Here is a 13,906-nt window from a genome sequence, read left to right on the forward strand (position 1 = left end):
CTCAAAGGGGCACAACGTTTGGCAGAGGTGATTGCCGGCGTTGAGTTCAAAGACGGAATGCCGGAAGACGCCAAGAAAATCGCCGCTTGACCCGACTTCGTCAAACACAACATTTGACATTAACTCGGCCGTCTTAGTATTGGGCACATACGGTGTGAAATCTGCATGCCGCAGCTGCCTGATGTGGATATTGAACGCCAGTGTCTGATCCAGAAATCGGACTTTCGTTGATCTGCGTGCAAATTGTACACAGGTGTCTGCCAACACCCACTGCACTATCGGCACAACCAAGCTCGATTCCTCCGCCGCCGAAATGACTTTCGTCTATAAAATTAGCCCACCATCTGAAGTCATATGCCGAGCGATTAACGTTTAGCCGCCGTTGGGCACGAACGCTCGAAAATTATGTTTGATTGGGCTCAATGCAACCAAACCGTATGAATAGAACAGATATAAATTCGCCTGCTGAGCTGACAAATTGTTACGAGATGGATCGAACCGGAGCTTGTCGAAGTGACTCCATTGTACACATCGCTAGCGACCATCACATCGGTTTGCATTGAATGAGCATAGCCCATGTTTGCTAGCGATCCTTTATAAGGAGAAGCTAAATGCGACGTCATCATTCCGGAATTTCGTATCTTGCGGCGGCCTTGATTGCAATCGGTTCGACCGCTGCTTATGCGCAGACCAGTACAACGCTTGGTACTGGCGGCAGCACTGCTGGAAACGGTACCGCGAGCTCGACGCTTGGCACTGGAGGCAGCTCGGCCGGATCCGGGTCTGCGTCGGGTAGCTCCAGCACGCTGGGTACTGGAGGCAGCTCTGCAGGCAACGGCACAACAGGATCGACTATCGGGACCGGTGGTAGCACAGCCGGAACCGACCAATCGTCGGGCAGCTCCAGTACGTTAGGTACCGGTGGCAGCTCCGCAGGCAATGGCGCAACAGGATCCAGCCTTGGTACCGGTGGCAGCTCTGCTGGAACAGATAAATCGTCGGGCAGCTCTAGTACGTTAGGTACGGGTGGCAGCTCTTCAGGTAATGGCACATCAGGGTCGACCGTAGGCACCGGCGCAAGCACCACCGGGTATGGCGACAGAGGAAGCTCGAATAACAGAGCCCGTGATACGAGCGGTTCATCTTCCAGCAATGGTATAAGTGCAGCCGGCGCTGGCGATATGGACAGTAGCCCCCATGGTAAAAAGGGCCATAAGAACAAGAAGGATTGCCCGCCAGGCCTGGAAAAGCAGGGCCGATGCTGACCCCTCCTGGCTATCTTTCAGCCGTTCCCCCCTCCTTAGGAGGGGGATAACCAAAGCGAAATATCATGCAGGATACATCGAGACGGCTTCGCATCATCGTGCCGCTTAGTGTACTGACCTTCCTGAGTACTACCTCATATATCTACGCTGCATCAGCAGAATCACGTAGCGGCTGGTCGTGCGCTTCCGCAAATACCCAATCCTCAGGTGCTACATCTGCACATGCGTCATCCCGCGCCATGTCAGGCAAAGCAAGCGATGAGCGTACAGACAATGCGAGGCGCAGTCATAGCGCTTCGCCCCACGGCATGTCTAGCAACGTTGAAGCGGGACAGAATGGATTAAGTAGTACGACCAGCATGCCGGATGGTTCGACAGTGACTATCACGTCGGGCCAAGGCTCATCAAAGGCCAGCGCTGAGCAGCCAGGACATGATGGGAAAACCGCTGCAGGCAGCATCACATCCAATGATGACTGTCACGGTTCTGACCCAGCGTCGTCTGAGCTGGAATCAAGGCATGGCAACCAGCCATCACCTAAACAGGAGAAACAGAAATGAAGTCAAAACTGAGCTTAAGCCTAATCGCCAGTGCGGCAATGATGGTTTGTGCGATGCAGGCACAGGCACAAAGTGCAGGTACTAGCACAACAGAGAATAGCGGCTTTGCCGCAGGGCGCCACGCTGACGGCGGCACCGGCGTGCGCAAGGCACAGAGTAATACCACTACGAGTACGAGCGGCGATAACGCATCAGGTAGTTCCAGCGGCGCTTCAAGCAGTTCCAGCACGATTGGCGGTGGCGGCACTGCGACGGCCGGCAGTGGTGTGAACGCCTCGAGCATAGGCACCGGAGGTTCGTCTGCGGGAACCCAAAACAATAGCGGCGGCACTGCGACAAGTACGACTGGCTCCGGCAGCAGCGCAAGCGCTAGCGGCCCGAGTGGGAGCAGTGTATCAGGTCCTTCGGGCAGCACCGCTGAGCCAGCCGCGGGAGCGTCGGGATATGCACGCGACCATGCCGGTAATGGAACTCGGGCACATGGCAAGAGCGGTGCTCCTGGACAGCAGAGAAAAACGGAAGACCGAAAGTGATTCCAGCATCGCCATGAACGGCGGCAGCGGCGGCAATATCCGTGTCGTTCTTACGTTGCACCCCTATCAGGGGTGCCCTCGTTTTTCATGCAGTTTGCGACGTTAGGCGGACTTAGGCGTTTACGCGGGTATGAACGATGTCTCTCAAAACTATCCTTAAAAATACAGCCACTTGTTGTCTATCCACGTTTTCCCCTTTCTGCACAGTGCCTATGTCAAGCGAAGGTACGTTCAGTCTTTCGAAGATGTGGTTCCAGAGCACCTTCGGAAACTGTTTCTCGTACGCGTCCAGTGTACGCCCAGCCATGCGGACGAGCGCGATATGAAGGGCCAGCGCCAGGCGGTCTGGATCTGAGCGCCGCGAATCAATCTCTTCGATCTCCTTAGGCGAAAAGGAAAAAAGATGTCCAATTCGAAGGCAGTGAGATCGGAAGATATCTTTCGCAAGCCAAGATAAGGTACGCGCCAATAGTCCATTTTTCGTTTGTGAAAAAGGAAAGGACCGGAATCTTACCGCCTTAGGGAGCGGTAGACATCAAGTTATTGATTCAATGGCATTATTTTCAACATGCCTGTCGCAAACCCGCAAGAATGCTTGCTCGCGCTACCCTATTAAATTGCAGTAGACGAGAGCACCGCAGACCACCGAATCGACGGCCAGCCCGTTGCTTTTTGCCTGCCAATCTTTGACGAGCGCCTTGTCCTCCGCGGTCTGCAGCAATGTTTCGAAACGTGTCTAGGTCTCCTGCAGCTTGGCTGTATTGTCATTAATCGCCGTGGAATTGACAGACAACGGATGGTCATGCATCTTAGCGTAACTCGTAGCAGGGTTATGCTGAAGGGCCTGCAGGATCTGGCTACGATTGATCTCCATCTGGTGCATATTTTCACCAATTGCGGCCTGCTGCCGCGCGTCCCGCAATGAAACGCCTTCGACTTCGCTCATTACCCGCTGTGCAAAAGCCAAACCTAGTACCCCTTGCAACAGCATGAGCAAAACAAGAAGCGCGACGGTAAAACCGACGGTGAATTTGATGCTGACGTTCTTGGACCGCATGGCTAATCCTTAAACGGAATGCATCGCGCGAAAGCACCAAAGTAAATTGACGACAATGGCGGTATTGACAGAATTATCAATATTTACCCTCCCCATTCAACTTAGTTCGTCATTTTCGTCATTTTCGATAAATATGTCGTTTTCCCCCAAAGGTAAGTTATGATTCGGGCTTGTTTTCGGAAATGACGACTTAACGATGAGTTCTATTGCTGCCGAACCGGATGTTGAAGACCCAATCCTAACCACCCGCGCAGTAGCTGCCATGCTTGGCGTGGCAATGAGTACGGCACAACTTTGGATTGAGAGTGGGGCAATCCCGTCTTGGAAGACACCTGGCGGTCACCGGCGCGTACGCCGCAGTGCATTGCTGCCCCTGATTGAAAGCCATGTGAAGGCTCAGGGCAATGGTCCAGAGAGCATGTCAGTTGCCCCAATGCTAGCGGCCGACTATCAAATGCCCATTGATCCGCCATATCAGGTCGCCGTGAATGAAAGCGACCGGCTCAAGGCATTGGCATCTTCCGGGCTGATCGATACGGCACCAGAACAGGTCTTCGACCGACTCACGTGGCTGGCCAGCGAGATCGCTGCGACGCCGATGGCGCTGATGTCGTTGGTGACGGCGCGACGCCAATGGTTCAAGTCGCGCATCGGACTCCCTGTTTGCGAAACGCCGCGCGAGTGGGCCTTTTGTGGTCACGCGATTCTTAGCGAAGAGCCGCTCATCGTGAACGATGCCATAGAAGATCAGCGCTTCGCCGACAATCCACTTGTGACCGGCGAGCCCCATATTCGCTTTTATGCGGGTTTTCCAGTCGTTGACCGCCACCGGTTTCGCTTGGGGACGCTATGCGTCTTGGATAATGAACCGAAGGACTTGAGTGCGGAACAATTACGCATGTTGCGCGAGTTGGCAGCGATTGCGAGCGAAGAGGTCATGCGGCGCACCTAGTAATGCTACCTAAGAAATGTAATCCACTTCCGTGGCTCAGGCAATGCAAGAACAGGCCGTCTTGCTGGGTAACGTTGTTGGTGTTTTCAAAACACGTGCACGATAAGTACAAGATATTGTTCGACTATGACCGGAATACTGCATTTTGGCCCTCTGCACCTTTTACATTTTCGAGCTGGAGGCCATGACATGGCCATTGACGCTCGGTACATGGTACGGGTGACGACAACTGAGTCGATCCACGCTCACAGAATTGGGGACCGCATTCACAACACAGCGCTATACAAGGGACAACCCATTCCGTTTATGAAGTTTGGAGAAAGCCTGCATAACAAGACATATCATTTACCGATGCTGATTCTGCTGATAAAACAGCGCTATGTCGCGTTTGTAGTTGAGGAGGTCAAAGGGGACGTCACTCTGTCGCAGGAGGCGGTCGAAGTAGCGCAGGAAAAGGAATATGATCCGAAAAATCTCATCCACGGCATATACCACACTGAATCTGGAGCTGTTTTGATCCTCGATATTGAACAGGTGTTTGCACCAATATTGAACACAAAGGCTTTACGCTCCGGCGAATGACAAATGGTGAACAAAAACTCTATGTGGCACAGATGCCGCAGCACACGCTTACAAAGTTGCGATAATGTTTAGCAATTTGAGACCGTTAAACAGCTTCAGCATGCAGTACGGCCTTAAAAATGACTCAGGATGCAATGGCAAAGCACCCATTAAAAGTTTCACGTCAGGTTCGCTGCATTCAAAGGCTCAACTAGCACACCTTAGAAGCTATCCCAATCTGCATTAGCCGTAGATAAGGACTAGCTGGAATCTAGCGATACGTATGGCATCACAGTTGCAAAAGACGTATGACTTGCCTAAGGCGCAACCGGGAGGACAGCAGAAGGTCCCAAGCAGGACTTGTTACCTAAGCGCGGACAGGCAAGCATGTGTCGGTTGGTAAATGTGAAAAAAGCGATCTGGTAAAAGTTCCGTAGCTGTAGCATTGTGCTTTCTTCAAAGAAACAAAATAGCCGTCATTGATGTTTCCCCTGCTCCAACCGACGTACAATTTTCCCCTTGTTTATGCGGCGCTCTGCATCGCGAGCCTCGCCTCTTACACCACCCTCGATCTCGCAAGTAGGATTTCTGACCTCGGCAATTCATCGCAGCGGCGCTGGTGGCTGGCAGGCGGCGCCATATCCATGGGCCTCGGGATCTGGTGCATGCATTTCGTCGGCATGCTGTCGTTCTCGCTTCCCATCCCTCTCGGCTATCACGTCGGCATCACGGCAGTGTCACTAATAATCGCCGTACTGGTGTCCTACTTCGCACTGGACCTGATGACGCGCGGCGGGCTTTCCGCGGCACGCCTCGGTATCAGCGGCACCCTGATGGGTGTCGGCATCGCAAGCATGCACTACACTGGGATGGCGGCCATGCAGATGGATCCGGGCATCCGGTACAAACCGCTCATCTTCGCGCTCTCCATCCTCATCGCGATCGTGGCCGCCACGGCGGCGCTCTGGATCGCCTCCACTCTGCGCAGCAACAAGATAAGGCGAGTTTTCATGTGGCGCGTGGGCGCCGCGCTAATTATGGGTTGCGCCATCGTGAGCATGCATTACACCGGAATGACGGCCGCCGAATTTCCCCTCGGCTCGGTGTGCATGGCCGCTTCAGGGATCAGCACCAACTGGCTGGCCGTCACGATCGCCGGCTCGACCTTCAGCATCCTGACCATCACACTGGTCCTGTCGGTGCTCGACGCGAGGCTGCAGGTGAAGACGACAGCGTACGTGCAGTCGCTCAAGAGCGTGAATGAAAAACTGCAGCACCAGGCCATGCATGATGCGCTGACTGGCCTTCCGAACCGCGTACTGCTGTTCGAACGCATCCAGCTTGCCATCGACAGCGCCGAGCGGACGCAGAAGCAGTTTGCGCTTTATTTCATCGACCTCGACGGCTTCAAGGCGATCAACGATTCGCTCGGCCATGCGGCGGGCGACGGCGTGCTGAAGGAACTGGCTTCCCGGCTCAAGAACGTGGTGCGCAAGGAAGATATCGTGGCGCGCTTGGGCGGCGATGAATTCGTCGTCATGGTGGGGAATATTCCGGATGCCGGCATGGCGAGCCATATCGCCGAAAAGCTGTTCGAGTGCTTCAAGACCTCGCTGATCCCGGACCAGGCCAGCCTGCCGATTTCACCGAGCATCGGCATCGCGCTCTACCCGGACGACGGCACCACCGTGGATGAACTGATCAACCATGCGGACGCCGCGATGTACGAGGTCAAGGCCGGCGGCCGCAACAACTACCGCTTTTTCGAAGCCTCGATGAACGTGGCGATGAAGCGCACCATCGAAATCCAGCGCAGCCTGTCCGCGGCGATAGAAAAGAATGAGTTCTTCGTGCAGTACCAGCCGAAGTTCGACTGCGCCGACGACAGCCTCCTCGGCGCCGAAGCGCTGCTGCGCTGGAAGCACAGCACCTTGGGACTGATCTCGCCGGCCGAGTTCATTCCGATTGCGGAGCGCTCGGGGCAGATCATTGCGCTTGGCAAGTGGGTCATCGATGAAGTCTGCCGGCAGATGCGTGCCTGGCACGAGGGCGGAATGAAGCCGCTGAAGGTGGCGATCAATCTGTCGCAGATACAGCTGCGCTCGCCGGGCGTTGTCGAGGATATTCTTCATATCACCGCCGCGCACGGCATCAGCCCTTCCATGCTGATGTTCGAGATCACGGAAACGGTGGCCATGCAGGATGCGGAGGCCACCATGGCTGCGATCAGGCAGCTGCAAGATGCCGGATTCGAGCTCGCCATCGACGACTTCGGCACCGGCTACTCCAGCCTGAGCTATCTGCAGCAGTTCGGCGTACAGCAGATGAAGGTGGACCGCAGCTTCATCAACAATCTGACGACGGACGAAAAGGGTCAATCGATCGTCGCGGCGATCATTCGCCTTGCGCATTCGCTCAACATGGAAGTGGTTGCCGAAGGCGTGGAAACCGAAGCACAGCTGGCGCTGCTGAAGGAGCTCAAGTGCGACCAGACGCAGGGCTACCTACTTGGCCGCCCTATGGACATTTCGGAATTAAAAGCATTGATGGTTGATATCGTTGAGATGTGATAGTCCAAGCTGCGTAAATTGGAATAGCTTCCTGTCACTTCCCGGAAATCGTCGACCTTTTCCCGAAGATTCTTTCAAAGCCGACGCATCTATAAGCCATGGTAAGACAATGCCAATTGCCGTATATTCTTAACGCCCTATACACGTAATGTCGCAGCTTTCCCCAAAGGAAACTACTTTAGCCTGATAGGCTCCTTGGTCCAAAGGAACGTGGGCTAGACGTTCGCTGACACTGAAGGCGCGGCTCCGCTACAGCTGCCCGCCGCGCGCCTATGCAAAGCGCTATGGTCGACTTGCTTAGTACGGCAAAGCTCATTCCGCTGTGTCATCGATCCCATTTGTTCTCGTCCTTCGTGGAGAGACCAAACAATTCCAACCTGATACTTACTATGCACCGGCTCTACCAATTGAGCTATGCCGGTGTTTGTTGTAAAAATGTCGATAGAATTATCTTGGAGACCCATCACTTATCCGCCATGACTATTCAAAACTTTCGTAAAGACCCGCGTTTTCGAAATTGTCCGGATGCCTTTCTTGTGACGGGGCAGATCGACCGTGATCGCCATAACCGCGACTTGCTGAAAAAGGAGCAGTCCGGCTTCTGGATAGTCAAAGAAGACAGAATTCGCATTGACGACCTTCTTTTCGTTCTTCTGCCAAATCCGCTACGGAAGGACGGCTATCCCCGCGAGCTATATGCCGGCGTCATTATCGACGTCGATATTACCGACGGCACTCACAACACGCTTTTTACTGTGGAAAAATTTTATCGCCTACCATCGATCGACGCGGGCATCACAGAGTTTCTTAATGGAAACAGGCCACCGCAAGGCAACACGGCCCTCGTAATCTGGGAAAACGATCAGCCAAGAGAAAGACGCCCCCTGGTAGGCCGCGACAACCGCCCTGAGGAGGAAGTCTTTTTCGAAGGAGAAGTCAGGTACACCATGCACCGGCGCCATGAACGCAAGCCTGGTCTGGTTCGTCTCGCCAAGGTGCTGCGAAGAGAGCGCGATGAACGGCTTCTCTGTGAAGTTTGCGACTTTGATTTTGCTTCTGTCTACGGCGAGCAAGGCGATAACTTCATCGAAGCCCACCACAAAGTGCCAGTGTCCACGCTGACAGAGGTCACAGCAACCCGGCCAGAAGACCTTGCACTGGTTTGCTCGAACTGCCACAGCATGCTGCATCGAATGATGCCGCTGCCGACCATTGAAGAGCTGCGTACCTTGGTGCAGCAACGAAGAGCTGGTGCCCTTGCCGCGAATTGAACGCGCGGCCTCTTCCTTACCAAGGAAGTGCTCTGCCATTGAGCTAGCATGGTTCCTTCCATTGGCCGCTTCCGAATATCTTGCTAACACATTCGCTCCGGAGTAAAGAATGAGGGGGATACCACTTCTGCGCGTTTTTCCGAAATACGGCTTCGATGAGGCTAGAGCTGTTGATGACCGACGTCGAATAATGTTTAACCAATTCAGTAAAGAAATATTCATGCGCGATACATGCCGTCCCCGGCAGACGTATACGTCGTTGCTAAACATTGATGACAATACAGCAATGCACGGATGAGACCACCTGGCAATCTGCAGCGCCATACGTCGAAAGAGCGCATAATAAAAACTTCGGTTTGAGGGTTATTGCACGACCCCGTTTCTCAAGCCCAACCACGAAGGGAAGTTGAGAAATGTTACGACCGATTTTGCTTGTCGAAGACAACCTGTTTGACCTTGAACTGACATTGCTTGCCCTCGAACGGTGCAATCTTTCGGAAGATGTTGCGGTTGTTCGTGACGGTGAAGAAGCAATTGACTATCTCCTGCAGTTAGGTCAGTACGCGGGTCGCCCCCCTGGAAATCCTTCTTTTGTCTTGTTAGATCTGAAGCTGCCCAAGATGGACGGTCTGGACGTGATCAAGAAAATGCGCTCGACACAGGCAACCAAGGAAATTCCGGTCGTAATGTTCACCTCTTCCGCCGAACCGCGCGATCTGGAGACTGGCTATGCGAATGGGCTGAACGCCTATGTCGTGAAACCGATCGAATTTTCCCAATTCACTGATGCGGTCATGGATATTGGACTATTCTGGACCATGCAGAACGTACCTCCGCTAGGATCCGCGAAAGTACTACGTAACTAGCAGACGGCAGCGAATCTGGGATACTAACAATAGTTGCCTGAAGTGCTACTCGTTGCGCTGCGGTGGGTATTCCAACATTTTCTTTTCCCTCATGTGTGCATAGAAGTCATTTGTAAGCGCTACGTCACCAATTTTCTCAAGTACCTGGAATGGGGAGCCAAAGACACCCACCAATACGTCGTCACGGCGTAATGAAAACAGCAGCCGCTCACTGCCAGTTGCACTGTACACGGACACAGGCGGCAGAATGAACCAACCAGGCATTGACTTGGCTAACCAATCGGCAAAGTACGCTATGTTTTGCCGTTGCACCTCAAGAGGAACATAGTCTGCTACCAGCGGATCGACGATAGTCAGCTTTTTCAACAAGTCATTCCGCATCTGGCCTACCCTCTCCCTTGCGTGCACTGCTAGCAAACCCAATATGAATCTGCAAATAAAACGTAACATTGTAAACGCTTTGGCAGATTGTCTTGGCAAGGTATTCGAAGGGGCCGCCGAAACGTCCAAACGCGACTATATGTACGTGCCTGACTGCCCAGACGCTGCTACGGTCGTGGCACGACTCGATCGTTGGTTCGACGATTACAATGAATCGCACCAGTTCAAGGGATTGAGGCTGAAACCTCCACGAGAGTTCAGCCGTGCGCAATTAGCCGCAGGGTATCCGAATCAATAGGGGCAATGCCATCGCGATACGGAATGAGTTCCACCTGAGGACTCTTACCTTCTGCATTCGTGCCCCTCAAACGGATTGCTATATCTTTCTGGCTCCTAGTACGAGGCAGTCAACTCAGCACGCCATGCTGCGACAAAGGCATTACCGGCTAAGTTTCCCGATTTCCTCTATCAATTGCTCGAACCGCACTGGTTTGACCAGATGTACATCAAAGCCAGCCTCCAAGGCGTCTGTCCTATCAACGTCCTGACCATACCCGGTCAGTGCAATTAGCTTCATCTTGCTTGTTCTTGCCTCTGATCGTAGGCGACGAGCGACTTCATAACCAGTCAGGCCCGGCAAGCCGATGTCGATGATCGCGGCTTCAACAGGATTAGTAAGCGCCATGGCAATACCCGTTCTGCCATCGCCAGCTTCCAATATACTCATTCCTTTTGCCACCAGATTCTGTGCAAGGACGTGCCGAGCGTCTTCATTGTCTTCAATCAGCAATATCGTACAACGCATCTCCTGTTCGCCATCCGTACTGCAATCACCGCTGTTGAGTGAAGTAACGTGGACAGTGCGCGGAAACCGCACGGTAAACGTGCTCCCTTGTCCCTGCCCGGGACTTTCGGCATTGATGGTGCCATGGTGAAGCTCGATGAGGCGGCGGACCAGCGCGAGGCCAATACCAAGACCGCCCTCGGACCGGTCAAGGGAAACAGTGCCTTGTATGAAAATATCGAACAAGCGCGGCATCAGCTCGGCTGAAATCCCAATCCCGGTATCCTGGACTACCAGCACCGCATCGTCGTCCTCAGGATAGACACGCACCGTAATGCGACCGCCGTTGGGTGTGTACTTGAATGCATTCGTCAGCAGATTGGTGATAATCTGCTCAAGCCGGGTACGATCTCCCTTCATCCATACAGACTCAATCTCGAGCGCCAATGCATGATGGGTTCTCCCCGCTGCGCGCAATGTGGCAACCGAGGACTGGACCGCATTACCCAGGTCTACTGCCTGGAAATCTAGCTTGATCTTCCCTTCCGAAAGTCTCGCCAGATCCAAAAGGTCATCAACAATGTGTGTAAGATGGCCGGCCTGTCGGCGAAGAATCTCGCGGGCGCGGGTCTTGTGTTCTTCCCGCGCACCCTCAATCTCCATCAGTTCAATTGCACCAGTAATACCGCTCAAGGGATTTCGCAGTTCGTGTCCCAACATGGCGAGAAACTCGTCTTTCGACTTGTTCTGCTGCTCCGCGATGCGCCTTGCAGCCCGTTCGCTTTTGAGCAGCGAGGCCCGTTCGGCTTCCGATGCGGCCAGAACCATACCGGCGCTTTTCAAAGCCTGATGGAGATCGTCGACTTCCTTGACTCCCATTCTTTGTGGCTCGGGTTCCTTGCCATGACCCAGCTCTTTGGCCGAACGCACAGCAAGCCCAATGGAGTCAGCCAGCCGACGTCCAAACACTACTGCCGCACCCAAGGCAATCGAAAGAGCCACTAGTAGCCCTAACGACATCGTTATGACCGCTTTGTGCGCGGACGCATCAATGAGTTCAGCTGGTGCGCTAACAGAGACCTTCCATCCGGACATGGCCGATTGCGTGAAGGCCTCATACATTTCAACGCCTCCAGAGGGCGTATACCGCAGGTAACCATAATTGCTTTGAGCCGTTTTATGAACGAAAGCTGGGTTGGCAGGCTGGCCTACCACGTCGAGTGGACTGCTGCTACGCGCAATAATCTTGCCCTCACCGTCAATGACAGAAATAACCCAGGCTTCTGGCAAACGCCGACGCACGACAAGATCCTGAAAGTAGTTTGTGCTGAAAACAGAGGCAAGAACATAGCGTTGCCCCCGGTCAAGCGGTACTGGGATATTGATTGTTGTGACGAAACGCTGTTGGACAGCTCCAGTGATAAGACCGGAGATCACTGTGCTTTGTGTCCGAATGACTTGCTGTGTGCGGGCAGTAACGTAAGTCGGAGGCGGAGGTAGCGATGACCCGAGTGGCACCACGGTGTTGATGAGCTGCTGCCCGTTGGGTGCAAAGAGAATGGTGCGGCCACCTTCACCTCGGTCTGCGGTTCTGGCATGCTCGTAGAAATTGCGCATGTCGCCTGCGGCAAGGTGTGGTGAGCGCGCCAGTACCCGCAGAGCCGCTTCGGCGCCGCTAAGCTCGCGATCGACAAGCAGTGCGGTGGCATCGGCTGCTTCATGGAGGGCGCGAAGCGCAGCTTTGCGTTCCGAACTCATCAGCGAGTCCAATGCAAAGGCTGAAAAAATGGCGACGGGCGCAGCAATGGCCAGTGCCATCAGAAGGAGATAGAAACGAATTTTCATCCACGGATACTACGGCTCATCCTTTCTCAATAGGGCAGATCAGGCAATTCACTATAAGTTCGCCCGCTTGCAGGGCGTAAAATTGCACATTTGCAAACTAGCCCTGTTTATCTTACCTCTGCGCAAAAGAGTCTCGACATGCCTTGGACTCGGATAGACACATTACGCATAATGTCAAATGTTTTCCTAAGAGAAATATTTAGCTCCTGGAGACAGACAAGCCGTTGCTAAACACCTCCACCGGTTTGCAATGCAGGAGCGAGACTACAAGGGAATGTAAAGAACAGCGGCTAGCCACTACAAAACGGAAATTTAAAGGCAAACTCCAGAATCTAAGTTTGACTGTTGCCGTTCGTGCCGCGGCTTCGCGCCCTCAAACATTGAGGCCGATGTCTCGGAATCAATGACTAGCCTATCTGAGGCGTCGATTGATTTGCTCCTCCGTGTCCTCTCGCACGGCCTCTCTCTCATAGGTGTCGGTCAGCTTTAGGAGAAGTTCCGAGGCCACATACGGAGAAGATGCACGGATTTGCTGAGCCAATTTCCTATACTTGTCGGCCAGCTGCCGCTCCTGATCTCCGCCAGGGCCTCGAGTATGTACTCCGCGAGAGTTGTATACACCAGTGTGTACTCCACGCATTATGTCCTCGGACTGGACGTCTTCCAGAACCTTCCTTACGGCTTCGCATGGCCAGGTGCCATCCTTTTCAGGTGGCGCCGAAGCGAGCAACTCTCCTAACACAAGGTCAGCGATTTCAATTCTGGAAAGTTCGGCACAAGATTTTCGGACGATGCCAACCCATTTCGCAAGTCGATCAAAATTTACGTCACCGTGTTCGTCGCTTCCAGGAATTCGCTTTAATGCCTGGATAAGCTTGTAACCACGCTCTGCCATCGGTTTGGCCACGTCGGGTTCTACTTTAAATTCGGGGGGGTCTCCGGCGCAATCCTTGCGCTTGTATACCCAGACGATAGCTTGGACAAGCACCTCCGGGTGATCCTCTATATAGCGCTCTAAGTTGGGAATCGCAGACGTAGCACGCCTGTCCCAAGACCGGTCCAGTACGTCTATGTATGCGAACTCAAGCCCAGCTTTCTGCTCAAGCGACAGATCGGAAGACTTGTCGATACATTGTAAGCGGTCATTTAACGACGTCTATCCATCGACACTCCATGCTGGGATGATGGTGTCCACCAGTACAGGAGGTGGACACCCATGGAAGAGAATCACACCAAGTTGAGAGTGCTCGGTCATGACCGG

General features: G+C 53.6%; 11 protein-coding genes. 6 read left to right on the plus strand and 5 right to left on the minus strand.

Features of this window, described 5'->3' with window-relative positions:
• Nucleotides 1-1,802: 1,802 nt before the first annotated feature.
• The 3 genes from IGW03_RS38525 to IGW03_RS35660 all read right to left on the minus strand — a co-directional run bounded on the left by IGW03_RS38525 (nucleotide 1,803) and on the right by IGW03_RS35660 (nucleotide 3,415).
• Complete coding sequence (locus tag IGW03_RS38525) at nucleotides 1,803-2,108, minus strand: hypothetical protein (RefSeq protein ID WP_228536300.1); 306 nt, start codon at nucleotides 2,106-2,108, stop codon at nucleotides 1,803-1,805.
• 362 nt (nucleotides 2,109-2,470) lie between these two features.
• Entirely contained in the window at nucleotides 2,471-2,827 is a 357-nt protein-coding gene (locus IGW03_RS39180) for a DUF4158 domain-containing protein (RefSeq protein WP_194727138.1), read from the minus strand.
• A 267-nt stretch (nucleotides 2,828-3,094) separates the two neighbouring features.
• On the minus strand, nucleotides 3,095-3,415 hold the full coding sequence (locus IGW03_RS35660) for a Tar ligand binding domain-containing protein (RefSeq protein WP_194727139.1): 321 nt from the start codon (nucleotides 3,413-3,415) through the stop codon (nucleotides 3,095-3,097).
• A gap of 196 nt (nucleotides 3,416-3,611) precedes the next feature.
• Between IGW03_RS35660 and IGW03_RS35665 the strand changes: the two genes are divergently transcribed.
• The 5 genes from IGW03_RS35665 to IGW03_RS35685 all read left to right on the plus strand — a co-directional run bounded on the left by IGW03_RS35665 (nucleotide 3,612) and on the right by IGW03_RS35685 (nucleotide 9,635).
• Nucleotides 3,612-4,367, plus strand: a complete 756-nt coding sequence (locus IGW03_RS35665) for a GAF domain-containing protein (RefSeq protein WP_194727140.1) — start codon at nucleotides 3,612-3,614, stop codon at nucleotides 4,365-4,367.
• Between the two features lie 126 nt (nucleotides 4,368-4,493).
• A complete protein-coding gene (locus IGW03_RS35670; protein WP_228536301.1) occupies nucleotides 4,494-4,949 on the plus strand; it encodes a chemotaxis protein CheW in 456 nt (151 codons plus the stop codon).
• Between the two features lie 461 nt (nucleotides 4,950-5,410).
• The gene (locus IGW03_RS35675; protein WP_194727142.1) at nucleotides 5,411-7,498 is read left to right on the plus strand and encodes a putative bifunctional diguanylate cyclase/phosphodiesterase; all 2,088 of its coding nucleotides are present in this window, start codon (nucleotides 5,411-5,413) and stop codon (nucleotides 7,496-7,498) included.
• A gap of 284 nt (nucleotides 7,499-7,782) precedes the next feature.
• A complete protein-coding gene (locus IGW03_RS35680) occupies nucleotides 7,783-8,769 on the plus strand; it encodes an HNH endonuclease (protein WP_194727143.1) in 987 nt (328 codons plus the stop codon).
• 413 nt (nucleotides 8,770-9,182) lie between these two features.
• Complete coding sequence (locus IGW03_RS35685) at nucleotides 9,183-9,635, plus strand: response regulator (protein ID WP_194727144.1); 453 nt, start codon at nucleotides 9,183-9,185, stop codon at nucleotides 9,633-9,635.
• Nucleotides 9,636-9,680: 45 nt separating this feature from the next.
• On the opposite strand, the gene IGW03_RS35690 is transcribed toward IGW03_RS35685, so the two are convergent.
• Nucleotides 9,681-10,001, minus strand: a complete 321-nt coding sequence (locus IGW03_RS35690) for a hypothetical protein (RefSeq protein WP_194727145.1) — start codon at nucleotides 9,999-10,001, stop codon at nucleotides 9,681-9,683.
• 58 nt (nucleotides 10,002-10,059) lie between these two features.
• On the opposite strand from IGW03_RS35690, the gene IGW03_RS35695 reads away from it, so the two are divergent.
• Nucleotides 10,060-10,314, plus strand: a complete 255-nt coding sequence (locus tag IGW03_RS35695; RefSeq protein ID WP_194727146.1) for a hypothetical protein — start codon at nucleotides 10,060-10,062, stop codon at nucleotides 10,312-10,314.
• A gap of 141 nt (nucleotides 10,315-10,455) precedes the next feature.
• On the opposite strand, the gene IGW03_RS35700 is transcribed toward IGW03_RS35695, so the two are convergent.
• The gene (locus IGW03_RS35700; RefSeq protein WP_194727147.1) at nucleotides 10,456-12,645 is read right to left on the minus strand and encodes an ATP-binding response regulator; all 2,190 of its coding nucleotides are present in this window, start codon (nucleotides 12,643-12,645) and stop codon (nucleotides 10,456-10,458) included.
• Nucleotides 12,646-13,906: the final 1,261 nt, after the last annotated feature.

The organism is Noviherbaspirillum malthae, assembly GCF_015352985.1.
Lineage (GTDB): Bacteria > Pseudomonadota > Gammaproteobacteria > Burkholderiales > Burkholderiaceae_D > Noviherbaspirillum > Noviherbaspirillum malthae.

Excerpts from the sequence above, each read along its gene's own strand:
- IGW03_RS35700 (WP_194727147.1), bottom strand. The coding sequence starts at position 12,645 with ATGAAAATTCGTTTCTATCTCCTTCTGATGGCACTGGCCATTGCTGCG.
- IGW03_RS35675 (WP_194727142.1), top strand. The coding sequence starts at position 5,411 with ATGTTTCCCCTGCTCCAACCGACGTACAATTTTCCCCTTGTTTATGCG.
- IGW03_RS35685 (WP_194727144.1), top strand. The coding sequence starts at position 9,183 with ATGTTACGACCGATTTTGCTTGTCGAAGACAACCTGTTTGACCTTGAA.
- IGW03_RS35660 (WP_194727139.1), bottom strand. The coding sequence starts at position 3,415 with ATGCGGTCCAAGAACGTCAGCATCAAATTCACCGTCGGTTTTACCGTC.
- IGW03_RS38525 (WP_228536300.1), bottom strand. The coding sequence starts at position 2,108 with ATGCTCGAGGCGTTCACACCACTGCCGGCCGTCGCAGTGCCGCCACCG.
- IGW03_RS35665 (WP_194727140.1), top strand. The coding sequence starts at position 3,612 with ATGAGTTCTATTGCTGCCGAACCGGATGTTGAAGACCCAATCCTAACC.
- IGW03_RS35695 (WP_194727146.1), top strand. The coding sequence starts at position 10,060 with ATGAATCTGCAAATAAAACGTAACATTGTAAACGCTTTGGCAGATTGT.
- IGW03_RS35670 (WP_228536301.1), top strand. The coding sequence starts at position 4,494 with ATGACCGGAATACTGCATTTTGGCCCTCTGCACCTTTTACATTTTCGA.
- IGW03_RS35680 (WP_194727143.1), top strand. The coding sequence starts at position 7,783 with ATGGTCGACTTGCTTAGTACGGCAAAGCTCATTCCGCTGTGTCATCGA.